Below are 25,041 nucleotides of genomic sequence, written 5' to 3' on the forward strand. Positions count from 1 at the left end.
GATGCACGCGTTGGACGCGCATGAACTCTATCGCTTCTTCCACTTGGGCGACGACGAGACGGCCGCCTTGCGGGGCGTCAGTTTCCACGTCGCCGCCGGCGAGATCGTCGCCCTGGCCGGACCGTCCGGCAGCGGCAAATCCACCTTGCTGGCCTGCGTGACTGGCCTCGATGAACCGGATGGCGGCTATGTCGAGGTGGGCGGCGTCCGGCTGACCCGGCGACCGGAGGCGCAGCGCACGCGCGTTCGCGCCGCCAGCTTCGGCATTCTGCTGCAGTCGGGAAACCTGTTTGGCCACTTGAGCGTTGAGCAGAACCTTCGATTGCAAATGCTGCTGGCGAACAAGCCGGACGACCGGCGAATGGCCAGCCTGCTGGAAAGTGTCGGGCTTTCGCATCGCGCCCGCGCTTTTCCGACACAGCTGTCCGGCGGCGAGACGGCGCGCGCCGGCCTTGCCGTGGCGCTGGCCGCCGACCCGCCGATCCTGATTGCCGACGAGCCGACCGCGGAAGTCGATAGCGAGACCGAATCCCGGCTGATCGCTCATTTCGAGGCGAGGCGCGACGCCGGACTGGCAACGCTGCTGGCCACCCACAGCAAGGCGTTGGCGCAGAGGGCCGATCGCATCATCAGGCTGAAGGATGGGAGGATCGCCCGTGGCTGAAACGCTCGTCGTCGCAAAGGGCCTCGGGCGGGACTTCCGGGACGGCAACGCCGGTCGGATCAGCGTGCTGCGCAATGTCGACTGCGAGATCGGCTCGGGTGCACGCATCGCGCTCGTCGGACCTTCGGGCAGCGGCAAGACGACACTGCTGCATATTCTTGGTGGCCTCGACCGGCCGACGGCCGGTAGCGTCGAATGGCCCGGTCTCGGTTCATTCGAAACCCTGAGGCCGCGCCAGATCGGCTTCGTATTCCAGTCGCCCAGCCTGTTTCCCGCCCTTACCGCTGTCCAGAATGTCGGCCTGCCCATGCTGCTGGCCGGCGAGAATGTCGGCGCCAATGATATCGCGGCATCGCTTCTGCAATCGTTCGGTCTTGGCGAACTCGGCGACAAGCTGCCGGAGGAACTGTCCGGCGGCCAGGCCCAGCGTATTGCCATGGCGCGCGCTTTGGCCATGGGTCCGAAGCTTGTGCTTGCCGATGAGCCGACCGGGCAGCTGGACAGCCGAACGGCGCTGCGTTTCTTCGACGCCGTGTTCGACCACCTGGAAGGCACCGACATCGCCCTGGTCGTTGCCACGCATGACGAAGCCGTGGCCAACCGCATGGCGGCGCGCTGGACGATGGATCACGGCCGGCTCGTCACCGGCCGCCGGCCGGGGCAGCTGCCGCATGATGGTCCTGCTGTGGATTCGTGGTGTGCTTGCCCGCCGTTTCCTGCGCGTCGCCGGTGCTGCCGCCGGCATCGCGCTGACGGTCGCCCTGCTCGCGGCAATGGCGCTCTTCCTCGCCAACGCCGGTGCATCGATGACCGCCCGCGCCGTGTCGGCGGTTCCAATCGACTGGCAGGTGCAAGTGATTTCCGGTGCCGATCCGGACCTCGTCGGCAAGGCGCTGAGCGAAGCTGCTCCCGTCAAAACAGTACATCAGGTCCGCTATGCCGATGTCGCCGGTTTCGAGGCCCGAACCGGCGGCACGACCCAGACCACGGGGCCAGGCCAGGCGGTTGCTTTCGACAGCCGATATTCCAGCAATTTTCCGGCGGAGATCCGCCCGCTTTCCGGCACCCTCGACGGCGCGCTGATTGCCCAGCAGACAGCCGCCAACCTCCATGTCGGTCCCGGCGACACGGTCTCGATCCAGCGGATCGGCCTGCCGCCGGCCGAGGTCAGGATTGCCGGCGTGGTCGACCTCCCGGACGCCGACGCTTTGTTCCAGGCTGTCGGCCTGCCACCGCAGGCCGCGCCGCAGGCTCCACCCGACAACGTCCTCATCCTGCCGCTGGAGACCTGGCGGCAAGTGTTCGATCCGCAGCAGAAGGCGCGCCCCGACACCACCCGGCTGCAGTTGCATGTGCGCCTTGCCCACGAAGCGCTGCCGCCGGATCCCGTCACGGCCTATACTTTCGTCACCACCGCCCAGCACAATCTCGAGGCGCGGGTCGCCGGCCAGGCCCTGGTCGCCGACAATCTCGGCTCGCGCCTCGGGGCGGTCCGCGAGGATGCGCTGTACGCCTCGGTGCTGTTCCTGTTTCTCGGGCTGCCCGGCGTCGCGCTGGCCGTTGCGCTCACCTTTGCCGTCACCGCGTCCGGCGCGGCACGCCGGCGCACGGAGCAGGCGCTGCTTCGCGTCCGCGGCGCGACGATCAAGGACATCCTGTTGCTGTCCGCCGCGGAAGCCGCCGTCGCCGCCATCGCGGGCACCGCGATTGGCATAGCCGCGGCATCGCTGGCCGCCATCATCGTTCCAGGTCTCGAGGCAGTGCTTGGCGTCAACGTGCCGACGCTGCTGCTTGTCGCCTCCTTCGGGCTGCTGGTCGGGTTCATCGCCTTTCTCTATCCGGCCTGGCGGGACGCGCGCTGGGCGACCGTGACGGCGGTGCGGCGCACCGTGAGCCGGCCGAGAGCGCCGCTCTGGCAGCGCTTGTGGCTGGACATCCTGCTGCTCGCGACGGCGGGATTGTTCTTCTGGCAATCGGCGAGCACCGGATACCAGATCGTGCTGGCGCCCGAAGGCGTGGCGGCGATATCGGTGGACTACAAGGCATTCATCGCGCCGGCTCTGTTCTGGCTCGGCATGGCATTGCTGACGATCAGGCTGTCGGCCGCGGTCATCGCCGGCAATGGCGCGCTCCTGCGCATGATCATTGCCCCGGCATCGGGACCACTGGCGCCCGTTGTATCGGCCGCTCTCTCGCGGCAAGCGGGGCGGCTGACGATCGGCATTGCGATGACCGCGCTGGCCATCTCCTTCGCCACGTCGACCGCCATCTTCAACACCACCTACAATGCCCAGGCGCGCATCGACGCCGAGCTGACGAACGGCTCCGATGTCACCGTCTTCGGCACGACGGACAGACCGGCCGGAGCCCACCTTGTGGCTCTGGCCTCGCTGCCTGAAACGGCGGCGGCCGAGCCCATGCAACATCGTTTCGCCTATGTCGGGGCGGACCTGCAGGACCTCTACGGCATCGATCCCGCCCGCATCGGGCGCGCCACTGGTCTTTCCGATGCCTATTTCAGTGGCGCCAGCGCGGCCGGCACGCTCGCCCTGCTCGCCGCGACGCCGGACGGTGTCCTGGTATCGGAAGAGACCGTACAGGATTTCCAGCTCCAGCAAGGCGATACGATCAATTTGCGGCTCATCGATGCCAGGGATCACCAGTATCATCCCGTGGCCTTCAAGTTCATCGGCGTCGCCCGCGAATTTCCGGCCGCGCCAAAGGATTCCTTCCTTGTCGCCAATTCGGCCTACGTGGCCCGCATGACCGGCTCCGATGCATCCGAATACGTGCTCATGCGATCCAAAGCGGATCCTGCCGCGCTGGCGCGGCAGGCTGCGTCAGCACTCACTTCCGATCCGTCGCTGAAGGTGACCGATATCGGCCAGGCGGCACATCTCATCGGCTCGAGCCTGACCGCGGTCGATCTCGGCGGATTGACGACAATCGAACTGGGCTTCGCGGTCGTCATGGCCGCGGCCGCCGCCGGGCTGATGCTGGCGCTGGGGTTCCTCGAGCGTCGCCGGCCTTTCGCCATTCTCGCCGCTATCGGCGCCAAACCGCGCCAGCTCGCGGCCTTCCTGTGGAGCGAAGGTCTGCTGATCCTCGTCGGCGGCATGACGTTCGGCCTGCTTTCGGGCCTGCTGACGGCATGGATGCTGGTCAAGCTGTTGACCGGCGTTTTCGATCCGCCACCCGAAGCGCTGTCGATCCCCTGGCTTTATCTGGCGGTCATGCTCGGCCTCGTCGCCGCTTCGGTGGCTGCCGCCGTTTGGTCCGCCAGGCCATCGGCGGGACAGGCAGCGGAACAGTTGCGCGACCTGTGAGCTGGGCGTCGATTACCTATTTGTAAACTTGCGGCCAGCCCATCGACAACTCCACGGCCTAAGCTGGTTTTGTCTCTCGCGAGAGCAATTCCAGGAAAAGCGCGGTGCGGTTTTCCCGGGAAAGGCGCGGAGCGCTTCCCTTGGGAATTGCGTCAAGACGAAGAGACAGATCCGGCGACCAAACGGCCCGGATACCGGAGCCGCTCCAGGCCAATAGCCAGCGGCTCCACAACCAAGTCAAACGGGAAAAAGACCATGAACAAGTCAGCTATCGCAGCCGCATTGATACTCGCCGTCGTATCCTCGACCGGTGCTTTTGCCAAGGCGGCCACCGGCACCATTGCCAGCATCGACAAGAAGGGCGACTCGATCACGCTTTCCGACGGCAAGACCTTCGTCCTGCCGGAAGGCATCGAGGCCGAAACGCTGAAGGTTGGCGAGAAGGTGGTGGTGACCTATTCGACCCGGGCCGGCAAGCTGGCGGCATCTAGCATCCAGCCGGCGAAATAGAGGAAATGGGACGAGCCGGGAGCGGCTCGGTCCTCCGCCGTGCGCAACGCAACATGCCGGGGCGCACCGGCGGCGGCGTCAGCCTGGTCAGGGCCATCGCCGATCTGCACGGCGCGTCGATTGCGCTCGGGGATCGCGAGCCGGGCCTGGCGGTGGTGGTGAGTTTTCCGCTGGCGTAGATCCGCGCAAGGCAGAAGGAAGGCGACCCGTTCCAGCTTGGGTTCCTCGCCCCACGAAAGTGGGGAGAGGTGGCGCGGCGAAGCCGCGACGGAGAGGGGACCGCCCTACGAAAGCCCCCTCTCCGTCCGCTTCGCGGCCACCTCTCCCCCGCCTCTGGCGGGGGCGAGGAACCCAAGCCTTGAGAAGCCCACTCACCGATCGATGCGCGTCGACAGGATGATCGATGACGAGGTCCGCTCGACCCCGTCCATGGCGCCGATCTGGTCGAGCAGCGCGTCGAGGTCGCGGATCGACGGCGCGTCGACGATGACGATCATGTCGAAATTGCCGCTGACGGAGTGCAGCGTCCTGACCGGCGGCAGCGCCTGCAGAGCCCGCACCACCTTGTCGGCGAGCTTGGGCGTCACGGTCAGCAGCACATGCGCCTTGACCAGCCCCTGCTCATAGTCCGCAGAGAGCTTGACGCCGTAGCCCGATATGATGCCGCGCTGTTCCAGCCGCTCGATCCGGCTCTGCACCGTGGTGCGCGACACACCCAGCTGCCGCGCCAGTTCCGCCGTCGAGGCGCGCGCGTTGGAACGCAGCAGGGAAAGCAGCGCCTGTTCGGCTTCACTGAGCATTTCGACGAATCCCTTCGGCAGATCGACTAAAGATAGGGTTCACTCTGCCAGATTTCACGCTTCCTTTCGACAGGCAAGCTGCGATGATTCCGCCAATTCGAATTTGGCAGGGGTATTTGACCATGAACAACATCGTTATCGTCGGCGCCGGCAAGATCGGCTCGACCATCGCCGGGATGCTCGCCGCAACGGGCGACTACCGCGTCACCCTCGTCGACCGCTCGGCGGCTCAGCTCGCCGCGGCCGAAGTGCCCGCCGGCGTCGAGACGCTTGAACTCGACATTGCCGCTCCCGGCACGCTTGAGGCAGCCTTGGCCGGCAAGTTCGCGGTGCTCAGCGCCGCCCCCTTCCACCTCACCACGCGCATCGCTGAAGCAGCGGCCAGCGCCGGCGTCCACTATCTCGACCTGACCGAGGATGTCGTCTCGACCCGGCGCGTCAAGGAGCTGGCGCGTTCGGGCAAGAGCGCCTTCATCCCGCAATGCGGGCTGGCCCCGGGTTTCATCTCGATCGTCGCCAACGATCTCGCCAGCCGCTTCGACACGCTGGAAAGCGTGCGCATGCGCGTCGGCGCGCTGCCGCAATACCCGTCCAACGCACTGAACTACAACCTCACCTGGAGCACCGACGGCGTCATCAACGAATACTGCGAACCCTGCGAGGCGATCGTCGAGGGCGAGCTGATCGAAGTGCCGCCACTGGAGGAGCGCGAGGAATTCTCGCTCGACGGCGTCACCTATGAGGCGTTCAACACCTCAGGCGGGCTTGGCACGCTGGCCGAGACGCTGAAGGGCAAGGTGCGCACGCTGAACTACCGCACCATCCGCTATCCCGGCCATGCCGCCATCATGAAGGCGCTGCTCAACGATCTTGGGCTGCGCCATCGCCGCGACGTGCTGAAGGACATTTTCGAAAGTGCCCTGCCGGCGACGCTGCAGGACGTGGTGATCGTCTTCGTCACCGTCTCCGGCCGCCGCAACGGCCGCCTGCTGCAGGAAACCTACGCCAACAAGATCTACTCGCAGCGCGTCGGCAACCAGGTCCGCAGCGCCATCCAGATCACCACGGCGTCCGGCATCTGTGCCGTGCTCGACATGCTGGCCGACGGCAGCCTGCCGGCCACCGGCTTCGTCAAGCAGGAGGACATCGCGCTGGATGCGTTTCTGGCGAACCGTTTTGGACGGGCTTATGCCCAGCACGAGATGGTGAGCCGGCTCGCGAGCTGAGCTTTTAATCTCCCCCCTCGAGGGGGAGATATCGCCGAAGGCGACAGAGGGGGTCGCCGCGCGTAGAGCGCCAGCTTCCTCCGTCGCAAGAAGGTCGCGTCCAGTCGAACCGACCCCCTCTGGCCTGCCGGCCATCTCCCCCTCGAGGGCAGGGCTATCGCATATGAGCGATTGCCTGGATGAGATAGTCGTCATTCCAAGCGCATTTCTTGATGCGGTGGCTAATGGGGACTTTGTCGATGTCGGCGGCCTGAAGGATATTTCTGGCGATGCGGTTGATGAGGGCGGTGTTGGCGGGAGCGTTGTCCTTGCGGGCACGACTGAGGTCCTCGTGCAGATGAACGTCGAGCATCCAGTGCAGTGCGTTCTCGATCTGCCAATGGGCTCTGGTGAGGTCGATCGCCTGCTGTGGCGACAGCAGCGTTGAGGCCATGAACAGGCGCGTCAGCGGCTCGGCCTGATCGCGCCGGCTGGTGATGCGGATGAAGGCCTTGTGCCCCGGCATCATTGGTTCAGCCGCCACCACGACCTCTGCCTGCCGCCATTCGTTGCGGCCATGGCTGGTCTCGGTCCGCTCAGTGACGGCGGGAGTGGTCTGGGCCAGTTGTTGATTGGCCCGAGCCAACCAATGCCGGCGGTTTCTCTTGAGTGCGAGCAGATAGTCGCCGCCGCGCTGAATGATGGCCTTGGCCATGCGCGTGTGGCAGTGGAGGGCATCGGCCGTGACCAATCGGCCAGTAAGATCAATGAGTTCGACGACCTTGAGGGCAGCCTCGACCTCATTGTCTTCGTCGCCGGGCGAGACCGCCGCCAAACACAGCCGCGTCTGGCTGGCAAAGGCCGACACCGTCAGGGGCGGGCTGGCCGCAAGGCCTTTCTCATAGGCCCGCCGCAGCGCCTTGCCATCAAGTGCGACCACACCCTGACGTGCCTGGGCAAAGCCTGCGGCAAAGGCGGCGAACGCCCGTCCCAAGGCCTCCGGATCGAGCAGGCGCAACAGCCGCGAGAAGGTGTCGTGGCTAGGCGCCTCCTCATAGTCGATCAAGCGCGACAGCGCCTGTTTGCGCTCTTGCGCGAACAACGAAAACTCCGTTGCGCTGGTCGCGCCACACAGGCTCGCAGCGATCATCATCACGATCAGGTCGCCAAGCCGATGTGTGGCGTTGGCCGCGCGCGGATCAGGCACCGTACCGAAATAGCTCTCAAGGCTGGTAATGGCAGTCACTCCTCGCTGGACTGCCTTCCCAAAGAATCCCTTCTCAAACCAACTTCAAGCCCAAAATCGCCATATGCGATTCCCCTGCCCTCGAGGGGGAGATCACACTCTCAAATATGCAGCGCGTGCCCGAGCGCCTTCAGCGCCGCTTCCTGGAATCCCTCGCCCTGCGTCGGATGCGCATGGATGGTTCCGGCGATATCCTCCAGCCGCGCGCCCATCTCAAGCGCCAGGCCAAACGACGCCGCCAGCTCCGACACGCCCTGCCCGACCGCCTGGATGCCGAGCACCAGATGGTTGTCCGCCCGCGCCACGACGCGGACGAAACCATCTTCGCCGAGCTTCGTCATCGCCCGCCCATTGGCGGCGAACGGGAACAGCCCGATCTTGATCTCACCCTGAGCCTTGGCCTCTTCCGGCGACAGCCCCGCCGTCACCAGTTCCGGATCGGTGAAGCAGACGGCGGGGATTGAACGCTTGTCCCAGCTGCGCTTGTGGCCGGCGACGATCTCGGCGACCATTTCGCCTTGCGCCATCGCCCGATGCGCCAGCATCGGCTCGCCGGTGACGTCGCCGATGGCAAAAATGCCGCGCATCGAGCTGCGGCACTGGTCGTCGATCTTGATGAATTTGCCTGCCATATCGAGGTCGATCTGGTCGAGGCCCCAGCCCTCCGTCACCGGCTTGCGTCCGACTGTCACCAGGATCTTGTCGGCGGCGACCTTGGCATTCTTGCCGTCCGCGGTCTCGACCAGCAGCGCGTCGCCCTTGGTCGACAATCCCTTGGCCTTGGCCCCTGTCATCACCTCGATACCGAGCGCGGCGAGCCGCTTGACCACCGGCCGGGTCAGCTCGGCATCATACTGCGCCAGCACGCGTGGCAAGGCCTCGACCACGGTGACGTCGGCGCCCATCTTGGCAAAGGCCATGCCAAGCTCAAGCCCGATATAGCCGCCGCCGACCACCGCAAGTTTCTTGGGGACCGCACTCAAAGCCAGCGCATCGGTGGACGAGATCACAGGACCGCCAAAGGGCAGGAACGACAATTCGACCGGCGCCGAGCCGGTGGCGATGACGATCGTTTCGGCTCGGATCACCTGGCTTCCCGTCTCGGTCTCGACCTCGACGGTCTTGCCGTCACGGAACGTCGCCCAGCCATGAACCGTCTTCACCCCGGCCTTCTTCAACAGACCAGCGACGCCGCTGTTGAGCCGGCTGACGATGCCGTCCTTCCAGGCGACGGTTTTGCCGAGGTCGAGCACGGGTGCCGAGACCGAAATGCCGAGCGGGCTCTTGCCGCCGGCCATGTGCGCGACCTTCTCGAACTCCTCCGCCGCATGGATCAGCGCCTTGGAGGGGATGCAGCCGACATTGAGGCAGGTGCCGCCCGGTTTGCCGGCTTCGACGATCACCGTGTCGACGCCGAGCTGGCCGGCACGGATGGCGCAGACATAACCGCCCGGACCGGCGCCGATGACGAGCAGCTTGCAGGAGATTTCTTTCATGTTGGCAATCCTTTCGGCGATGGCGGCCGCACGCCTTCCCTTCTCCCCTTGTGGGAGAAGGTGGATCGGCGCGTCAGCGCCGAGACGGTTGAGGGGTGTTCCAGCGGAGTGAGGCGTCGGCGTTCCCTGGAGCACCCCTCATCCGTCGCCTTCGGCGACACCTTCTCCCACAAGGGGAGAAGGGGGAGCCTGGATCTCGACGCCTCGCGCTTCGCCACCAACCCCATCGCCATCGCCCTCAATCCACGAAAATCAGCGCCGGCGTTTCCAGCAGCGCCTTGATGCGCTGCACGAACACCGCGGCGTCCCAGCCGTCGATCACCCGGTGGTCGAAGCTCGACGACAGGTTCATCATCTTGCGTGGGATGAACTGCGTGCCGTCCCACATCGGCCGCACCATCATCTTGTTGACGCCGATGATCGCCACTTCCGGATGGTTGATGACCGGCGTGGTCGCGATGCCGCCCATGGCGCCGAGCGAGGTGATGGTGATGGTCGAGCCGGACAGCTCGTCACGTGTCGCCGTGCCGGACTTGGCGGCCTCGGCCAGCCTGTTGACCTCGGCGCCGCAATCCCAGATGTCGCGCGCCTCAGCATGCTTGACGACAGGCACCACCAGCCCTGACGGCGTCTGCGCGGCGATGCCGATATGAATGCCGCCATGCTGGTGGATGATGCCGGCCTCGTCGTCGAACAGCGAATTGAGCTGGGGCTGGTCCGCGATCGCCTTGACCATCGCCCGCATCAGGAACGGCAGCAGCGTCAGCTTCGGCCTGTCGGCCCGCTTCTCCTTGTTGAGCGCGGCGCGCAAGTCTTCGAGCGCGGTGACGTCGATCTCCTCGACATAGGTGATGTGCGGGATGCGCGACTTGGACAGCGTCATCTTCTCGGCGATCTTGCGCCGCAAGCCCACCACTTTGATGTCCTCGACGGCATCGTTGCGGGCGAGGCCCGATGCCTTGGCGACCTGCGGGCCGCGTGCCAGGAACGCCTCGATGTCCTCATGGCCGATGCGCCCGGCCGGGCCACTTCCCGCGACTTGCCTCAGATCGATGCCGGCTTCTCTCGCCCGTAGCCGCACGGCAGGCGACGCCAACGGCTTTTCACCCTCCGGGCGCGGGGCGCCGGAGACGGACGGACGTCCGGTGCTTTTCGAGACGGCCGGGGCGGATTTCGTCTCCGGAGCAGCGACCTTTGGCGGGGCCTTCGCGCTCGGCGCGGCGCTCTCGGGCTTCGGCGTCGGAAGCTTGGTCGGCGGTTCGGCAGCCACCGCTTCCACCTCACCACTCTGCGGCTTTACATTGCCCTCACCCGCCACTTTCAGCCGCACGATCGGCGAACCGATCGCAACGGTGTCGCCGATCTCGGCGCCCAGCCACAGGATCTCGCCATCGACCGGCGACGGAATCTCGACCGTCGCCTTGTCGGTCATGACGGCGGCAAGCACCGTGTCCTCGCGCACAATGTCGCCGATCTTGACGTGCCATTCGACCAGTTCGGCCTCGGCGACACCCTCGCCGACATCGGGCAGCTTGATGATGTGCTCGCCCATGTCAGGCCTCCATGGTTTCTATGAGGGCGCGACCGACGCGGGCGGGCCCCGGAAAATAGTCCCACTCCTGCGCATGCGGATAGGGCGTGTCCCAACCGGCGACCCGCGCCACCGGCGCTTCCAGATGATAAAAACAGTTTTCCTGCACCAGCGCCGACAGCTCGGCGCCAAAGCCGGAAGTCAGCGTCGCCTCATGCACGACGACGCAGCGCCCGGTCTTCTTCACCGACGCAACGATGGCGTCGAGGTCGAGCGGCAAGAGCGTCCTCAGATCGATGATCTCGGCATCGATGCCGGTCTCTTCGGCCGCGGCCTGCGCGACATAGACCATGGTGCCATAGGCGAGCACGGTGATCGCCGAGCCGGCCCGGCGGATCGCCGCCTTGCCGAGCGGCACGGTGTAGTGACCATCCGCGACTTCGCCGAGCTCATGCTTCGACCAGGGCGTCACTGGCCGGTCGTGATGGCCGTCGAACGGACCGTTGTAGAGCCGTTTCGGCTCGAGAAAAATGACCGGATCGGGATCCTCGATCGCCGCGATCAAGAGCCCCTTGGCATCATGCGGATTGGACGGCACCACCGTCTTCAAGCCGGAGACGTGGGTGAACAAAGCTTCCGGGCTCTGGCTGTGCGTCTGGCCGCCAAAAATGCCGCCGCCGGTCGGCATGCGCACCACGATCGGGCAGGTGAAATCGCCGTTCGAGCGGTAGCGCAGGCGCGCTGCTTCCTGGGTCAGCTGGTCATAGGCCGGATACATATAGTCGGCAAATTGAATTTCCACGCAGGGTTTCAGCCCGTAGGCAGCCATGCCGATGGCCGAGCCGACAATGCCGGATTCGTTGATCGGCGCGTCGAAGCAGCGGCTCTTGCCGTATTTGGCCTGCAGGCCCTGCGTGCAACGGAAAACGCCGCCGAAGAAGCCGACATCCTCGCCGAAGACGACGACTTTCTCGTCGCGCCCCATCGACACATCCATGGCATCACGAATGGCCTCGATCATGGTCCGTCTTGGCATGGCTCAGACTCCCGCCTGCTGACGCTGGCGCCTGAGATGCGGCGGCATCTCGGCATAGAGGCCCCTCGAACATGTCGCGCGTCGACGGCTTGCCGCCGGCATGCAGCGTGCCGTGGCTCTCCGCCTCCTTCTGTGCCGCGATCACCGTATCGAGGATTTCCGCCTCGGCCTGCGCATGCCGCTCGTTTGACCACACGCCGAGCCCAATCAGATGGTTCTTCAGCCGCACGATCGGGTCGCCGAGCGGCCAGGCATCGGATTCGGTCTTTGGCCGGTAGGCGGAAGGATCGTCCGAGCTCGAATGGGCGCCGGCGCGGTAGGTGACATATTCGACCAGCGTCGGCCCGAGATTCTTCCGCGCCCGCTCGGCCGCCCACTTCGCCACCGCATGGACGGCGAGATAATCATTGCCGTCGACGCGCAGCGACGGGATGCCGAAGCCGAGGCCCCGCGCCGCGAACGTGCCGGAGCCGCCGCGTGCGATGCCCTGAAAAGTCGAGATCGCCCATTGGTTGTTGACGACATTGAGCACGACCGGCGCCTTGTAGGTGGAGGCGAACACCAGGGCCGAATGAAAATCGGATTCCGCCGTCGAGCCGTCGCCGATCCAGGCCGCGGCGATCTTCGAATCGTTCGAGATCGCCGAGGCCATCGCCCAGCCGACCGCCTGGATGTATTGCGTCGCCAGATTGCCGGAGATGGAGAAGAAGCCGTGCTCCTTCGACGAATACATGATCGGCAGTTGCCGGCCTTTCAGCGGGTCGGCCTCGTTGGAATAGATCTGGTTCATCATGGTGACCATTGGATAGCCGTCGGCGATGAGCAGGCCGGCTTGGCGATAGGTCGGGAAATTCATGTCGCCCGGATCGAGCGCCTTGCGGAAGGCGCAGCTCACTGCCTCTTCGCCGAGATGCTGCATGTAGAAGGAGGTCTTGCCCTGGCGCTGCGCCATCTGCATGCGGGCGTCGAAGGTCCTGAGCGTCATCATATGGCGCAGGCCTTCCAGCAGCTCTTCGTTGGAGAGCAGCCCGGCCCACGGCCCGACCGCCTCGCCATCGCGGTTCAGCACACGGATGATCGAGAAGGCCATGTCGCGGATGGTGCGCGGATCGACATCGATGTCGGGGCGCGACACCGAGCCGGCAGCGGCGATGGTCACATTGGAAAAGTCAGGCGTGCCGCCCGGCCGCACTTCCGGCTCCGGAACGTGGAAACGCAACATCCCAGCATCGGCCATGACCTTTGTCCTCCAATGTTGCCTGGTTAGGGATATTTGCACATCCACGCCGCCAGACCAGTGCGAATTCGTCGGGTAAGGCCTCCCGCATCGGACCGGCCGCGACGGCCGATCCAGCCTCCCCGCCCACAAGATGTAGATATGTCCGCGAAATTTCTTGTCGATGTTTCGTGAGGGCGCGCAATTTGGCGCAAGATTGAGCAGGGGTTTCCGCCAGATAAGGCGATTGGGCGGCGAACTCGCGCCTTTCCTCTCCCCCGTCGACCGGGGGAGAGGTGTCGAGCGAAGCTCGACGGAGTGGGGGTCGACCCGGCTCGGCCGTTGTTACTCCAAGTCGGTGCGATCGTCGCCCTGATCGAGGCCCGATGGTGAGTTGTCAGCGGCGGCGTATTTGAGGACCGCCTTCCCCCACTCCGTCGCTGCTTCGCAGCGCCACCTCTCCCCTCCGGAGGGAGAGGAAGGGCGCCAAGGTCGGCGAGCTCGCGCCTTGCCAGCCGATAGATGGGTAACAGTTTGAACCGGATACATAGGTAACAGCTCTCCCCTCTGTGTTCGCCACCGCGCCGAACGGTTTGGTGGGCGCCAAGGTCGGCGAACTCGCGCCTTTTCTCTCCCCCTCCGGAGCAGGGCTATCGCATATGAGCGATTGCCTGGATGAGATAGTCGTCATTCCAAGCGCATTTCTTGATGCGGTGGCTAATGGGGACTTTGTCGATGTCGGCGGCCTGAAGGATATTTCTGGCGATGCGGTTGATGAGGGCGGTGTTGGCGGGAGCGTTGTCCTTGCGGGCACGACTGAGGTCCTCGTGCAGATGAACGTCGAGCATCCAGTGCAGTGCGTTCTCGATCTGCCAATGGGCTCTGGTGAGGTCGATCGCCTGCTGTGGCGACAGCAGCGTTGAGGCCATGAACAGGCGCGTCAGCGGCTCGGCCTGATCGCGCCGGCTGGTGATGCGGATGAAGGCCTTGTGCCCCGGCATCATTGGTTCAGCCGCCACCACGACCTCTGCCTGCCGCCATTCGTTGCGGCCATGGCTGGTCTCGGGCCGCTCAGTGACGGCGGGAGTGGTCTGGGCCAGTTGTTGATTGGCCCGAGCCAACCAATGCCGGCGGTTTCCCTTGAGTGCGAGCAGATAGTCGCCGCCGCGCTGAATGATGGCCTTGGCCATGCGCGTGTGGCAGTGGAGGGCATCGGCCGTGACCAATCGGCCAGTAAGATCAATGAGTTCGACGACCTTGAGGGCAGCCTCGACCTCATTGTCTTCGTCGCCGGGCGAGACCGCCGCCAAACACAGCCGCGTCTGGCTGGCAAAGGCCGACACCGTCAGGGGCGGGCTGGCCGCAAGGCCTTTCTCATAGGCCCGCCGCAGCGCCTTGCCATCAAGTGCGACCACACCCTGACGTGCCTGGGCAAAGCCTGCGGCAAAGGCGGCGAACGCCCGTCCCAAGGCCTCCGGATCGAGCAGGCGCAACAGCCGCGAGAAGGTGTCGTGGCTAGGCGCCTCCTCATAGTCGATCAAGCGCGACAGCGCCTGTTTGCGCTCTTGCGCGAACAACGAAAACTCCGTTGCGCTGGTCGCGCCACACAGGCTCGCAGCGATCATCATCACGATCAGGTCGCCAAGCCGATGTGTGGCGTTGGCCGCGCGCGGATCAGGCACCGTACCGAAATAGCTCTCAAGGCTGGTAATGGCAGTCACTCCTCGCTGGACTGCCTTCCCAAAGAATCCCTTCTCAAACCAACTTCAAGCCCAAAATCGCCATATGCGATTCCCCTGCCCGTCGACCGGAGGAGAGGTCTCGAGCGAAGCTCGACGGAGTGGGGGGCGACCTGGCTCGGGCGTGTCATTTCAAGCCGGTGCGATGCCTCGCCCTGAGGCTCCGCGGTGAATTGCCTTCGGCGGCGATGCGCCCCGGCGATTCAAGTTGCACCTCCCAACCCCCAAAACCTATCCTGATGGTATTGTTCGTGAGAGGAATAACATGGAAGGACGATCGAGAGCTTTTGTCGCTTTGGCGATCATGGCATTTCTGACCGGGCTCGGTCGACCGGCATTCGCCCAGTCGAAGTCAGACGATTGCATGAGCATTTTTTATCGTACGAAGGATGCTGCCTGCCTCGACCGTCTCGTCGCCACCCTGGACAATGCTCCGCCCCGGATCGACAATGGAGCGATCATCGGATTTTTCGCAGCGTTGTTTGACAGCGCGCCGGAGCTGCGTCGAAAACTGCTAGATGAAGTGCGTTCCGATCGCGCGGCTGAGTTCTATCTGGTCGCACTTCGCAGAGCTGGCCTGGCAGACGAAGTGCGTCGTTTCGCGTCGACCCGTAAGCTGGAGGATGCTGCACCAGCCGACGTCACGCCGCTGAGAACGGTGATGCCCGTCTTGGTCGCGCTGGACAATGATCTGCTGATTGGCGCCTACATGGCGACTGGAGACTTGTCCTACATCGATCATATTCTGGAAAATCTTCGAACCAGCCGTGACGGCATGGCTGCGGACGCGATCCGGATTGGTCTTGTCATGGGAAAGTTCGGGGGCGCAGGGGCCCCGGGCCGCCGCAACATCATGATTATCGCTGCTTGCTGGAAATATGGATGCCCCAAGAGTCAGGCCTCCAAGGATATGATGCGTACGCTAACGATGGCATCGGCTGTATGGGCCATAGGATCGCTGGCGAAGAACGACGTTGCGATCAAACAGGAGCTGGATCGGTTCTTTCAGACCGACTCTCGTTTGGCCGCCATTTTCGCAAAAGAGCAGAATGCCTTCACCAATTATCTGACCTTGGTGACCTTATGGACGGTCAAGAAAGACCAATCGCTCGACGCGGCATTGACAGACTACGAACGCCTCGGGGCTGCCGATAGCATGCTCAAGCCCTGACAGCCTCCTGCAACCCTCCGAGGACAAGAAATAGCGGCCGGCACCAAGGGCTTGTTCACCCGGCGCTCGTGGCATGCTAACCACCCACCATGGCACAGAAGAAAGCTTTCGAGGTCGATTCCTGGCTCGCGCGGCCCGATCCGCGTATCTCGATCGTCCTGCTCTACGGCCCCGATCGCGGGCTTGTTTCCGAGCGCGCAAAGGCCTTTGCCGAAAAGACCGGCCTGCCGCTCGACGATCCGTTCTCCGTGGTTCGGCTCGAGGGTTCGGAGGTCGATCGCGACGAGGGCCGCCTGCTCGATGAAGCCCGCACCGTGCCGATGTTTTCAGATCGTCGGCTGCTCTGGGTGCGCAACGCCACTGGCCAGAAGGCGCTGGCCGAGGACGTCAAGGCGCTGACAGCGGAGCCGGCACGGGATGCCATCATCCTGATCGAGGCCGGTGACCTGAAGAAAGGTGTCGGCCTGCGCGCCGTGGTCGAGGGCGCGGACAACGCCATGGCGCTGCCTTGCTACGCCGACGAGGCCCGCGACATCGACACGGTCATCGACGATGAGCTGCGCAAGGCCGGCATATCGATGACGTTGGAGGCCAGACAAGCGCTGCGCCGCAATCTCGGCGGCGACCGGCTGGCCTCGCGCGGCGAGATCGAAAAGCTCATCCTTTACGCCCACGGCCAGAAGGAGATCGGGCTGGAAGAGGTGAGAGCGATGTCAGGCGACGTGTCCGGCGCCTCGTTCGACGACGCCGTCGACGCGCTGCTCGAAGGCAAGGTCGGCGACTTCGACACCGCCTTCACCCGCCACTGCCAGTCCGGCGGCCCGCCCTTCCTGGTGCTGTCCTCGGCCATGCGGCAGTTGCAGCAGATCCAGGTCATGCGCGTCCAGATGGACTCTGCCGGCCGCAATGCCGCTTCGGTCGTTGCCGGCGCGCGCCCGCCGGTTTTCTTTTCGCGGCGCAAGCTGGTGGAGAAGGCGTTGGAGCGCTGGAGCAGCGACGCGCTCAGCCGCGCGCTGACCCGGCTGCAAACCGCGGTGCTGCAGACCCGCAAACGGCCCGATCTGTCCGTCGCGCTGGCGCGTCAGGCGCTGCTCGGCATTGCGGTGGAAAGCGCGAGGCTGGGGCAAAGGTAGGAGAGCGATCCCCCGCTTTTCGGCGCCGCGCGCTGGTCAATTCATCATCATGGCGCCCGCCGGCTGGAAGGTTGGCAGCGCCTGCGGAAAGACCAGCACCGCCGCGCCGTAAAGCAGCATTGCGACACCCGACACCTTTGCGATCCTATCTCCCGACGGCAGGGTCTTTTCCGCAAAGATCAGCAAGGTGACCACGGCCATGGCGGCGACGTTCATGATCCCGAGCGGAAACAGGGCGAAGAACAAAAGCCAGCAGCAGCCCAGGCAGAAAAGTCCATGCTCCAGGCCCATGCGAACCGCGCCCCAGTAACCATCGCGCCATGAGGTCAGGATGAAGCCGATCGGCGTGCGGCATTTGGCCAGACACAGATCCTTCAGCGGCGAGAGTTGATAGGCGCCGGCAATCATCAGCAGCGCGCCGCCGATGCGCGCGGCCGCCGCCGTCGACAATCCCACATGCCCGGCAAGCATCTCCGCACCCGCCGCACCGGCAAAGGCGACAACCCCCATCACCCCCAAACCAACATGTACCCGGCGACGAACACCCAGCTCGAGACAAAGGTCTCGCCCCGGCCCTGTTTGCCGGCCTGGACCCGGTGAAACGTCAGGATCATCGGCGCCGCCGTCGGAAACATCATGGCAATCATCATGATCATCCAGACGGCAAGAAACAGCGGCGCCTGCATGCCCATGGTGAGCGCTTGCATGTCCATGCGCATGTCGGCGTCCATGCCCATCCGCTGCCGGACAAGCAGGGTCCATGCCGCCGCGGCGATCGCGATCAGCAGCGCGAGAATGATGTATCGCTGCAACGTTTGCGCCATGGACGGATACGTCCCGTGCTATGCGGCCACCGGTTACTGCTGGCCGGACCAGTTGATCGGGGCGTAATGTCCGTTGCGGCGGGAATTGTCCCAGCTCATGCCATGGTCGCTGAATGTGCTGCCTTGCGACCCCATCGCCAGAGCGAGCCAGTCGGGATTGACGGGATGGCCGGTGGCCGCCCACATCTGCCCGTCCTCGCGCATGGTCGGCAGCGGCTCGACCGCCATATGCATGACGCCCGCAATCTCGGCCGACCGCTTCTTGCCGTCTATCCGGTAGTCTATCGGCACCTTCTTGGCGCCGAGGTTCGTGCCGATCATGGGTGCCAGCACCGCCATCGGGCCGCCCGCGGCACCAGTAAAGATGGCACCCAGCGCCTCGGTTTGCCTGTCATCGGCCCGTTCGTCGATATAGGCGGCGGCCGTCCAATTGCCGTCCGCCATCGGACCCGGCGTGTGAGCGACCATCGCGACACTGAGCCCATCCAATCGGACGTCGCCGTAATTGCCCGTATCGATATGAAAGACCAGACCGACGTCGCAAACGCCTTTCGTCGGCTTCGATGTCAGCTGCGCATTGGTGGACAGTAGGCAGGGACAGACGACATCGCAGCTGCAATTTTCGAAGTAGCTTCCGGACAATTGCCAACGGACTGCCATTTGCACCTCCCACTTGCGTCAGGCGCGTCGGCATATCACTTTGGCGAGGCGGTGCCATTTCACGACTGTTGTAGGAATGGCAAACAGCTCTCGCCGCGACTGACCGGCACGCCAGGGCATTAATTTAAGCCATATCTAATCGAGGTTACGCCGTTGCCCGGTACTGTCAAGCCGCGGGCGCCAGGGCTGGCGACAGGGGCTTCTTTCCTTCTCCCCTTGCGGGAGAAGGTGGATCGCCGCGCAGCGGCGAGACGGATGAGGGGTGTTCCAGCGGAGTGAGGCGTCGGCTTTCCCTGGAGCATCCGTCATCCGTCGCCGTCGGCGACACCTTCTCCCACAAGGGGAGAAGGGAAGTCAATAAATTCGCCGGCTAACTACCGCTCCTGCTTCAATCTCCGGCACAGCTCATCCAGCTGCTCCAGCGACCGATAGGACACCCGCAGTTCGCCGCCCTTGCCCTTGTGATCGATGGCCACGATCATGCCGATCGTATCGGTCAGCAGCTTTTCCAGCGCCAGCGTGTCGGTGTCCTTTTCCGGCGCGGCCTGCGCCTGTTTTGGCTTGGCCGGCGTCGGGCCGGCCGGCATCTGCGCCAGCGCTTCGGCCTGGCGCACCGAAAGGCCCTCTTCGACGATGCGCTTGGCAAGGCCGGCCGGATCCTCGGCCGTCACCAGCGTGCGGGCGTGGCCGGCCGACAGCGCGCCGTCGACCAGCATGTCGCGGATCACCTCCGGCAGCTTCAGCAGCCTGAGCGTGTTGGCGACATGGCTGCGGCTCTTGCCGATGACATTGCCGAGATCGGCCTGGGTGTAGCCGTGCTCGTCGATCAGCTGCTGGTAGCCCTGCGCCTCCTCGACCGCGTTGAGATCGGCGCGTTGGACGTTCTCGATGATCGCCAGCTCGAGCGCGGTGCGGTCATTGACCTCGCGGATGATGACCGGGATCTCGCTCAGCCCGGCGCGCTGGGCCGCCCGCCAGCGCCGCTCACCGGCGATGATCTCGTAGCGGCCCGCCTGCGTCGGCGACGGCCGCGCCACCACCGGCTGCACCACGCCATGTTCGCGGATCGACTGGGCGAGGTCGGTCAGTTCGGCGTCGCCAAAATGCCGGCGCGGATTTTTCGGATTGGGGCTGAGGAACTCGATCGGCACCTTGCCGTCGGCGCTCATGCCGGGCTTTTCCGGTGCCGCCGGGCGATCGATCTCGCCGATCAGTGCTGCCAGGCCACGGCCCAGTCTTTTCCTCGAAAGGTCTTCGCTCATCTCAATTCCAAGTCTATTTTAGATGATTGTCTTCGGATCGTTTCGGTATCGAATCGGCTGTTAATTATGCATCCGATCTAATCAAGCGGCGCGCAATTTGCGCTCGCGGCGGATCACTTCCGAGGCCAGCTGCAGATAGGCCTGGCTTCCAGAACACTTCAAATCATAGAGGATCGCGGGCTTGCCGTAGGATGGCGCCTCCGACACCCGCACATTGCGCGGAATGATGGTCTCGTAGACCTTGTCGCCCATATGCTGGCGGACATCCTGCACCACCTGGTTGGCGAGATTGTTGCGGCCGTCATACATGGTCAGCACGATGCCCTGGATGGTGAGGTCCGGATTGATCGAGCGGCGCACCTGCTCGACGGTTTCCAGCAACTGGCTCAAGCCTTCGAGCGCGAAGAACTCGCATTGCAGTGGCACCAGCACCGAATCGGCCGCCGCCATCGAATTGAGCGTGAGAAGATTGAGCGACGGCGGGCAGTCGATCAGCACATAGCCGAAGCCGGCTGCACGCGCCGTTGCGGCATTCAAGGCATTGCGCAGCCGCAGCACGCGGTCGGGCGCCGAGGCGATCTCCATTTCGATGCCAAGCAGATCGAGCGTCGACGGCACGATCGACAGGCCCGGCACCGCGGTCGGGATGGCCGCGGCCTCCAGCTCCAATTCGCCGGTCAGAACGTCATAGGAAGAGACGGTGCGGTCCTTGCGGTCGATGCCGAGGCCGGTGCTGGCGTTGCCTTGCGGATCAAGGTCGACGATCAGCACCTTTTCGCCGATCGCGGCCAAAGCGGTGGCCAGATTGATGGCGGTGGTGGTCTTGCCGACCCCGCCCTTCTGGTTGGCTACGGTGATGATTCGGGGGCCGTTTTTCATCATGGGTTTATGCCAGAAATTCATTTTTGGGTCGCCAAATAGCCCGACAGATCGGGATCAGACAGGTCGCAGGTCAGACAGTTCCAGGATGACGCCATGGGGGTCCGTCACACTGGGATGTTCTACCAGATCAAAGGCCCATCGGTTAACGCTTTCTTGCACTTCGGCGCGATAATCCCGGCCTTTGTGGAACAGCCCGCGCGCGCCGGCCGTCAGCCACGGCGCCGACAGATCCAACAGGACCGAAAGCGAGGCCAGAGCCCGTGCCGTGACGATTTGTGGCGCAGGAACAAGCGCATGGCTGTCCTCTATGCGGCGCGCCACGACCCGCGCCGGCAGGCTGAACTGGCCAATGACGGTCTGCAGGAACGACGCCTTTTTGCGGTTGCTTTCCACCAGATCGATGCTGGCTCCCGGACGGTCGGCGAGCAGGAAAGCCATGACCAGGCCCGGAAATCCGCCGCCCGAACCAATGTCGACCCAACGTGTGGCATTGGGCTCTATGCGCGCCAGTTGCGCGCTGTCGAGGATGTGGCGCTGCCAGACATCGCCTGCGGTCGACTGCGCCACGAGATTGATGCTGCGATTCCATTTCTGGAACATGGCTTCAAACGCCACCAGGCGATCGAATGTTTCACGTGAAACCGGGCCGGCCGCGCCCTGCAGGCTCTCTAGGGAGAAAGAACTCACGCAACGTCTCTCTGCGCACTTTCATAATGCCGGACATGCGCAACAATGATCGCCAATGCCGCCGGCGTCATGCCCTCCATGCGCTGCGCATCGGCAATGGAACGCGGCCGCCGCGCCTGCATCTTCTGCTTCAGTTCGTTGGACAGGCCGGGCACGCCGGCGAAGTCGATGGTCTCGGGGATCAGGCGGCTCTCCTCGTGACGGATCTGCGCCACATCGCTCTGCTGCCGATCGAGATAGACCGAATATTTCGCCTCCGTTTCGAGCCGCTCCGCGGTCTTGCCATCGATGGCAGCAAACTTCGGCTCGACCCTGGCCAGCCAGGCGACATCGACATCGGGATAGGCCAGCAACTCGTAGCCGGAGCGCCGCACGCCGTCGCGGTTGATCTCCAGCCCGTGCCGCGCCGCTTCATTGGGCGTCATCGCCAGCGACTTCGCCAGCTCCCGCGCCGCGTCGAGCCGCTGCATGACATCACCATAGCGCCGCATGCGTTGCGCCGAGGCGATCCCCAGCTTCTCCGCGAGCGGCGTCAGCCGCTCATCAGCATTGTCGGCGCGCAGCGACAGCCGGAATTCGGCGCGCGAGGTGAACATGCGATAGGGTTCACTGATGCCGCGGCTGGTCAAATCGTCGACCATAACGCCGATATAGGCCTCGGTGCGGCTGAGCATAATTTCCTCGCCGCCTGACGCTCGACGCGCCGCGTTAAGGCCGGCGAGCAGGCCTTGACCGGCCGCTTCCTCATAGCCTGTCGTGCCGTTGATCTGCCCGGCGAGGAAGAGCCCACCGACGCGCTTGGTTTCCAGCGTCTGATGCAGCTCGCGCGGATCGACATGATCATATTCAATGGCATAGCCGGGCTGCAGCATGATCGCTCGCTCCAGCCCGGGAATGGTCTTCAGGATGTCGAGTTGCACATCTTCAGGCAGCGAGGTCGAAATCCCGTTGGGATAGGCGGTGTCGTCGTCCAGCCCTTCCGGCTCGAGAAAGATCTGATGGCCGTCCCGGTCGCCGAACTTGACGATCTTGTCCTCGATCGACGGGCAATAGCGCGGGCCAACGCCTTCGATCGAGCCGGAATACATAGCGGAGCGGCCGAGATTGGCGCGGATCAGATCATGCGTGGCCGTTGTCGTGCGCGTGATGCCACAGTCGATCTGCGGTGTGTCGATGCGGTCGGTCATCAGCGAGAACGGCACGGGATCTTCATCCGCCGCCTGGCTCTCGAGCGACGCCCAGTCGATGGTCTTTCCGTCCAGTCGCGGCGGCGTGCCGGTCTTCAGCCGACCGAGCTTGAAGCCGGCGCGGGCCATCGTCGCCGACAGACCAAGGCTTGCCTGCTCGTTCATGCGCCCGGCGACGATCTTCTTCTCGCCAATATGAATGAGGCCGCGCAGGAAGGTCCCGGTGGTCAGCACCACGGCGCCGCAAGCAAGCCTGCGGCCGTCGGCCAGGAGAACAGCGGCGATCCGTCCTTCATCGATCTCGAAATCCAGAACCTCGGCCTCGACGACATCGAGATCGTTCTGCTGCCGAATCGCTTCCTGCATCGCCAGGCGATAGAGCTTCCTGTCGGCCTGCGTGCGTGGCCCGCGCACCGCCGGGCCCTTGCGCCGATTGAGCAAACGGAACTGAATCCCGGCGGCATCCGCCACACGGCCCATCAGCCCGTCCATGGCATCGATCTCGCGGACCAGGTGACCCTTGCCGAGCCCACCGATCGCCGGATTGCACGACATCACGCCGATCGTGTCGAATCGGAGCGTCACCAGCGCGGTTTTGGCGCCGGCGCGCGCGGCAGCGCTGGCCGCCTCGCACCCCGCATGGCCGCCGCCCACCACAACCACATCATAGTGATCGGTCATTTCAAATTTCCTGGACTCAATAGAGATAGAGGGACACATGTCCCCGCAGGGCCAAGCTGTCAAGAAAACTTCGCGGCAAGTTTCACGTGAAACAGGGTGAGGGCCACGTTCGGCGGATGTTTCACGTGAGTCATGGCTCTTGCGATTGTTTCGCGTGAGTCACAGCCAGGGATGACGACGCGTTCCTAACTTCGTCATCCACGGGCGGAGCAGCCACGAAGTGGCGTCGCGGAGACCCGAGGATCCATGCCGCGACCTTGCTGACGGGTGCAACGGAGCAGAATTCTGGGCCGTCGCGACGCGTTGGAGTCCCGGAATGGATCCTAGGGTCTGCGCCGCGTCGCTTCGCTCCTTGCTTCGCCCTAGGATGACTAAGCCGTTGGTGTCGCTGCCAGTTATCAGCACCGAGCAGCAGGGCTGGTCTTCGACCAAGCGCTTGTTTCACGTGAATCATTTCCCGATGCAGAACTGCCCGAAAATCACGTCGAGCATATCCTCGACATCAATCGCGCCAACGATTCGGCCGAGGCTCTCCGCCGCCAGCCGCAACTCTTCGGCGCGCAATTCCTGGCCAGCGGCGCCGTCATCGGCGGCGCGAAGCAGATGGCGATTCGCCTCGCCGAGCAGTTCGACATGACGCAGGCGGGACGGCAGGATATCTCCAACGGTGCCTGCCGCATCCGCCGCTCGTCGACCGATCTCCGCCAGCAGCACCTCCACGCCGACCCCGCTTACAACGGAAATGACGACGTCATATCGAGCCTCCGCATCCTGAACCGTCTGCGGATCCAAAAGATCGAGCTTGGTGCCGACCCGCAAGAGGGGTGCCTTGCCCGGCAGCGGGCCAATATCCCCGGGAGACAAACTATCTTCCAGCAGCAGCATGAGATCGGCGCGGTCGGCCTTGGCCCGTGCCTTCTCGATGCCGATCGCCTCGACTTTGCCCGGCGCGTCGCGCAGCCCAGCCGTGTCCGTCAGCCTGACGCGCAGCCCGCCGAGATCCAGCGTCACTTCGAGCAGATCGCGGGTCGTGCCTGGCTCATCCGTTACAATAGCTGCATCGCGCCGCGCCAAGGCGTTGAACAGACTCGACTTGCCGGCGTTCGGCGCGCCAAGAATGACGACCTCGAAGCCGTCGCGGATGATTTCGGCCGCATGGAACCCAGCGATGTGGCGGTCGATCTCGCCGATCATCGTCCGGACATCGGACCAGACCGTATCCGAAACGGATCCCGGCACATCGTCCTCATCGGCAAAGTCGATCTCCGCCTCGATCATGGCGCGCGCATGGATCAGCCGGCGGCGCCATGTCAAATAAAGCTCGCTCTGGACGCCCTCCGCATTCTGGACGGCAAAGCGCCGCTGCGCCTCGGTCTCGGCGTTGACCAGATCGGCCAGCGCCTCGGTCTCGACCAGATCGACCTTACCGTTGAGAAAGGCCCGGCGCGTGAATTCGCCGGGTTCGGCGTGCCTGACGCCGTCAAAGCCACTGATGATCTCCAGCATCCTGGCCACGACGGCGCGTCCGCCATGGACATGGAATTCGGCGACATCCTCACCGGTGAAGCTGGCCGGCCCGGGAAAGAAGACAACCAGGCCGCTGTCCAGCACGGTTCCATCCGGCGCCCTGAACTTGCGCAGAACCGCCGCACGCTCCTTAACCATGCCGCCGGCGATCGTTTCGACCACGAATCGAGTCTGCGGGCCGGAAATACGCAGCACGGCAACGCCGGCCGGAAGCCGGCCGCTCGACAGCGCAACGATCGAATCGCCTGAAATCATTTG

21 protein-coding genes and 2 pseudogenes are annotated in these 25,041 nt (G+C 64.4%); 8 read left to right on the forward strand and 15 right to left on the reverse strand.

What is annotated here, in order from left to right; all coding sequences use genetic code 11:
- Position 1 precedes the first annotated feature (1 nt).
- The 5 genes and pseudogenes from HB778_RS14060 to HB778_RS42785 all read left to right on the forward strand — a co-directional run bounded on the left by HB778_RS14060 (position 2) and on the right by HB778_RS42785 (position 4,679).
- Positions 2-664 carry an ABC transporter ATP-binding protein gene (locus tag HB778_RS14060; protein WP_183464416.1) on the forward strand — a complete coding sequence of 221 codons (663 nt, stop codon included), beginning with the start codon at positions 2-4 and terminating at the stop codon, positions 662-664.
- Positions 642-1,094 (forward strand): annotated as a pseudogene (locus HB778_RS14065) (ABC transporter ATP-binding protein); the annotation flags it as partial. The gene HB778_RS14060 and the pseudogene HB778_RS14065, both read left to right, overlap by 23 nt.
- A 241-nt stretch (positions 1,095-1,335) precedes the next feature.
- On the forward strand, positions 1,336-3,990 hold the full coding sequence (locus HB778_RS14070) for an ABC transporter permease (protein ID WP_183464417.1): 2,655 nt from the start codon (positions 1,336-1,338) through the stop codon (positions 3,988-3,990).
- Between the two features lie 255 nt (positions 3,991-4,245).
- A complete protein-coding gene (locus HB778_RS14075) occupies positions 4,246-4,500 on the forward strand; it encodes a DUF1344 domain-containing protein (protein WP_183464418.1) in 255 nt (84 codons plus the stop codon).
- A gap of 53 nt (positions 4,501-4,553) precedes the next feature.
- Positions 4,554-4,679, forward strand: coding sequence for a hypothetical protein (locus HB778_RS42785; RefSeq protein WP_280515962.1), 126 nt, complete (start codon positions 4,554-4,556; stop codon positions 4,677-4,679).
- Between the two features lie 192 nt (positions 4,680-4,871).
- On the opposite strand, the gene HB778_RS14080 is transcribed toward HB778_RS42785, so the two are convergent.
- Entirely contained in the window at positions 4,872-5,300 is a 429-nt protein-coding gene (locus HB778_RS14080; protein ID WP_183464419.1) for an Lrp/AsnC family transcriptional regulator, read from the reverse strand.
- Positions 5,301-5,422: 122 nt separating this feature from the next.
- Here HB778_RS14080 and HB778_RS14085 point away from each other — a divergent pair, with 122 nt between their 5' ends.
- Positions 5,423-6,526, forward strand: coding sequence for a saccharopine dehydrogenase family protein (locus HB778_RS14085; RefSeq protein WP_095202602.1), 1,104 nt, complete (start codon positions 5,423-5,425; stop codon positions 6,524-6,526).
- Positions 6,527-6,680: 154 nt separating this feature from the next.
- On the opposite strand, the gene HB778_RS14090 is transcribed toward HB778_RS14085, so the two are convergent.
- The 6 genes and pseudogenes from HB778_RS14090 to HB778_RS14115 form a co-directional block, all read right to left on the reverse strand.
- Entirely contained in the window at positions 6,681-7,751 is a 1,071-nt protein-coding gene (locus HB778_RS14090) for an ISAs1 family transposase (protein ID WP_244661910.1), read from the reverse strand.
- 101 nt (positions 7,752-7,852) lie between these two features.
- Positions 7,853-9,247 (reverse strand): dihydrolipoyl dehydrogenase, encoded by a 1,395-nt coding sequence (gene lpdA, locus HB778_RS14095; RefSeq protein WP_183464420.1) that lies wholly within the window; start codon positions 9,245-9,247, stop codon positions 7,853-7,855.
- A gap of 238 nt (positions 9,248-9,485) precedes the next feature.
- The gene (locus HB778_RS14100) at positions 9,486-10,799 is read right to left on the reverse strand and encodes a dihydrolipoamide acetyltransferase family protein (RefSeq protein ID WP_183464421.1); all 1,314 of its coding nucleotides are present in this window, start codon (positions 10,797-10,799) and stop codon (positions 9,486-9,488) included.
- A 1-nt stretch (position 10,800) separates the two neighbouring features.
- A complete protein-coding gene (locus HB778_RS14105; RefSeq protein WP_183464422.1) occupies positions 10,801-11,814 on the reverse strand; it encodes an alpha-ketoacid dehydrogenase subunit beta in 1,014 nt (337 codons plus the stop codon).
- Between the two features lie 3 nt (positions 11,815-11,817).
- Positions 11,818-13,051, reverse strand: a pseudogene (locus tag HB778_RS14110) (3-methyl-2-oxobutanoate dehydrogenase (2-methylpropanoyl-transferring) subunit alpha).
- 629 nt (positions 13,052-13,680) lie between these two features.
- On the reverse strand, positions 13,681-14,751 hold the full coding sequence (locus HB778_RS14115) for an ISAs1 family transposase (protein WP_244661578.1): 1,071 nt from the start codon (positions 14,749-14,751) through the stop codon (positions 13,681-13,683).
- Between the two features lie 322 nt (positions 14,752-15,073).
- Here HB778_RS14115 and HB778_RS14120 point away from each other — a divergent pair, with 322 nt between their 5' ends.
- Positions 15,074-15,940, forward strand: coding sequence for a hypothetical protein (locus tag HB778_RS14120; protein ID WP_183464423.1), 867 nt, complete (start codon positions 15,074-15,076; stop codon positions 15,938-15,940).
- Between the two features lie 89 nt (positions 15,941-16,029).
- The gene (gene holA, locus HB778_RS14125) at positions 16,030-17,073 is read left to right on the forward strand and encodes a DNA polymerase III subunit delta (protein ID WP_183464424.1); all 1,044 of its coding nucleotides are present in this window, start codon (positions 16,030-16,032) and stop codon (positions 17,071-17,073) included.
- Between the two features lie 36 nt (positions 17,074-17,109).
- Here holA and HB778_RS14130 read toward each other — a convergent pair whose 3' ends face one another.
- The 8 genes from HB778_RS14130 to mnmE form a co-directional block, all read right to left on the reverse strand.
- Positions 17,110-17,583, reverse strand: a complete 474-nt coding sequence (locus HB778_RS14130) for a DUF2182 domain-containing protein (RefSeq protein WP_280515963.1) — start codon at positions 17,581-17,583, stop codon at positions 17,110-17,112.
- Positions 17,583-17,897, reverse strand: coding sequence for a DUF2182 domain-containing protein (locus HB778_RS42790; protein ID WP_280515964.1), 315 nt, complete (start codon positions 17,895-17,897; stop codon positions 17,583-17,585). Before HB778_RS42790 ends, HB778_RS14130 begins: the two co-directional genes overlap by 1 nt.
- Positions 17,898-17,930: 33 nt before the next feature.
- On the reverse strand, positions 17,931-18,557 hold the full coding sequence (locus tag HB778_RS14135) for a DUF1326 domain-containing protein (protein ID WP_183464425.1): 627 nt from the start codon (positions 18,555-18,557) through the stop codon (positions 17,931-17,933).
- A 374-nt stretch (positions 18,558-18,931) separates the two neighbouring features.
- Positions 18,932-19,819 carry a ParB/RepB/Spo0J family partition protein gene (locus tag HB778_RS14140; protein ID WP_183464426.1) on the reverse strand — a complete coding sequence of 296 codons (888 nt, stop codon included), beginning with the start codon at positions 19,817-19,819 and terminating at the stop codon, positions 18,932-18,934.
- An 81-nt stretch (positions 19,820-19,900) separates the two neighbouring features.
- Positions 19,901-20,701 (reverse strand): ParA family protein, encoded by an 801-nt coding sequence (locus HB778_RS14145; RefSeq protein ID WP_095202594.1) that lies wholly within the window; start codon positions 20,699-20,701, stop codon positions 19,901-19,903.
- 54 nt (positions 20,702-20,755) lie between these two features.
- The gene (gene rsmG / locus HB778_RS14150) at positions 20,756-21,388 is read right to left on the reverse strand and encodes a 16S rRNA (guanine(527)-N(7))-methyltransferase RsmG (protein WP_183464427.1); all 633 of its coding nucleotides are present in this window, start codon (positions 21,386-21,388) and stop codon (positions 20,756-20,758) included.
- On the reverse strand, positions 21,385-23,256 hold the full coding sequence (gene mnmG / locus HB778_RS14155; RefSeq protein WP_183464428.1) for a tRNA uridine-5-carboxymethylaminomethyl(34) synthesis enzyme MnmG: 1,872 nt from the start codon (positions 23,254-23,256) through the stop codon (positions 21,385-21,387). Before mnmG ends, rsmG begins: the two co-directional genes overlap by 4 nt.
- 450 nt (positions 23,257-23,706) lie before the next feature.
- Positions 23,707-25,038: a tRNA uridine-5-carboxymethylaminomethyl(34) synthesis GTPase MnmE gene (gene mnmE / locus HB778_RS14160; RefSeq protein ID WP_183464429.1), complete on the reverse strand. Its 1,332-nt coding sequence runs from the start codon at positions 25,036-25,038 to the stop codon at positions 23,707-23,709.
- Positions 25,039-25,041: the final 3 nt, after the last annotated feature.

Source organism: Mesorhizobium huakuii, assembly GCF_014189455.1.
GTDB lineage: Bacteria > Pseudomonadota > Alphaproteobacteria > Rhizobiales > Rhizobiaceae > Mesorhizobium > Mesorhizobium huakuii_A.

Excerpts from the sequence above, each read along its gene's own strand:
- HB778_RS14060 (WP_183464416.1), top strand. The coding sequence starts at position 2 with ATGCACGCGTTGGACGCGCATGAACTCTATCGCTTCTTCCACTTGGGC.
- HB778_RS14070 (WP_183464417.1), top strand. The coding sequence starts at position 1,336 with ATGATGGTCCTGCTGTGGATTCGTGGTGTGCTTGCCCGCCGTTTCCTG.
- HB778_RS14075 (WP_183464418.1), top strand. The coding sequence starts at position 4,246 with ATGAACAAGTCAGCTATCGCAGCCGCATTGATACTCGCCGTCGTATCC.
- HB778_RS42785 (WP_280515962.1), top strand. The coding sequence starts at position 4,554 with ATGCCGGGGCGCACCGGCGGCGGCGTCAGCCTGGTCAGGGCCATCGCC.
- HB778_RS14080 (WP_183464419.1), bottom strand. The coding sequence starts at position 5,300 with ATGCTCAGTGAAGCCGAACAGGCGCTGCTTTCCCTGCTGCGTTCCAAC.
- HB778_RS14085 (WP_095202602.1), top strand. The coding sequence starts at position 5,423 with ATGAACAACATCGTTATCGTCGGCGCCGGCAAGATCGGCTCGACCATC.
- lpdA (WP_183464420.1), bottom strand. The coding sequence starts at position 9,247 with ATGAAAGAAATCTCCTGCAAGCTGCTCGTCATCGGCGCCGGTCCGGGC.
- HB778_RS14100 (WP_183464421.1), bottom strand. The coding sequence starts at position 10,799 with ATGGGCGAGCACATCATCAAGCTGCCCGATGTCGGCGAGGGTGTCGCC.
- HB778_RS14105 (WP_183464422.1), bottom strand. The coding sequence starts at position 11,814 with ATGCCAAGACGGACCATGATCGAGGCCATTCGTGATGCCATGGATGTG.
- HB778_RS14120 (WP_183464423.1), top strand. The coding sequence starts at position 15,074 with ATGGCATTTCTGACCGGGCTCGGTCGACCGGCATTCGCCCAGTCGAAG.
- holA (WP_183464424.1), top strand. The coding sequence starts at position 16,030 with ATGGCACAGAAGAAAGCTTTCGAGGTCGATTCCTGGCTCGCGCGGCCC.
- HB778_RS14130 (WP_280515963.1), bottom strand. The coding sequence starts at position 17,583 with ATGGGGGTTGTCGCCTTTGCCGGTGCGGCGGGTGCGGAGATGCTTGCC.
- HB778_RS42790 (WP_280515964.1), bottom strand. The coding sequence starts at position 17,897 with ATGGCGCAAACGTTGCAGCGATACATCATTCTCGCGCTGCTGATCGCG.
- HB778_RS14135 (WP_183464425.1), bottom strand. The coding sequence starts at position 18,557 with ATGGCAGTCCGTTGGCAATTGTCCGGAAGCTACTTCGAAAATTGCAGC.
- HB778_RS14140 (WP_183464426.1), bottom strand. The coding sequence starts at position 19,819 with ATGAGCGAAGACCTTTCGAGGAAAAGACTGGGCCGTGGCCTGGCAGCA.
- HB778_RS14145 (WP_095202594.1), bottom strand. The coding sequence starts at position 20,701 with ATGATGAAAAACGGCCCCCGAATCATCACCGTAGCCAACCAGAAGGGC.
- mnmG (WP_183464428.1), bottom strand. The coding sequence starts at position 23,256 with ATGACCGATCACTATGATGTGGTTGTGGTGGGCGGCGGCCATGCGGGG.
- mnmE (WP_183464429.1), bottom strand. The coding sequence starts at position 25,038 with ATGATTTCAGGCGATTCGATCGTTGCGCTGTCGAGCGGCCGGCTTCCG.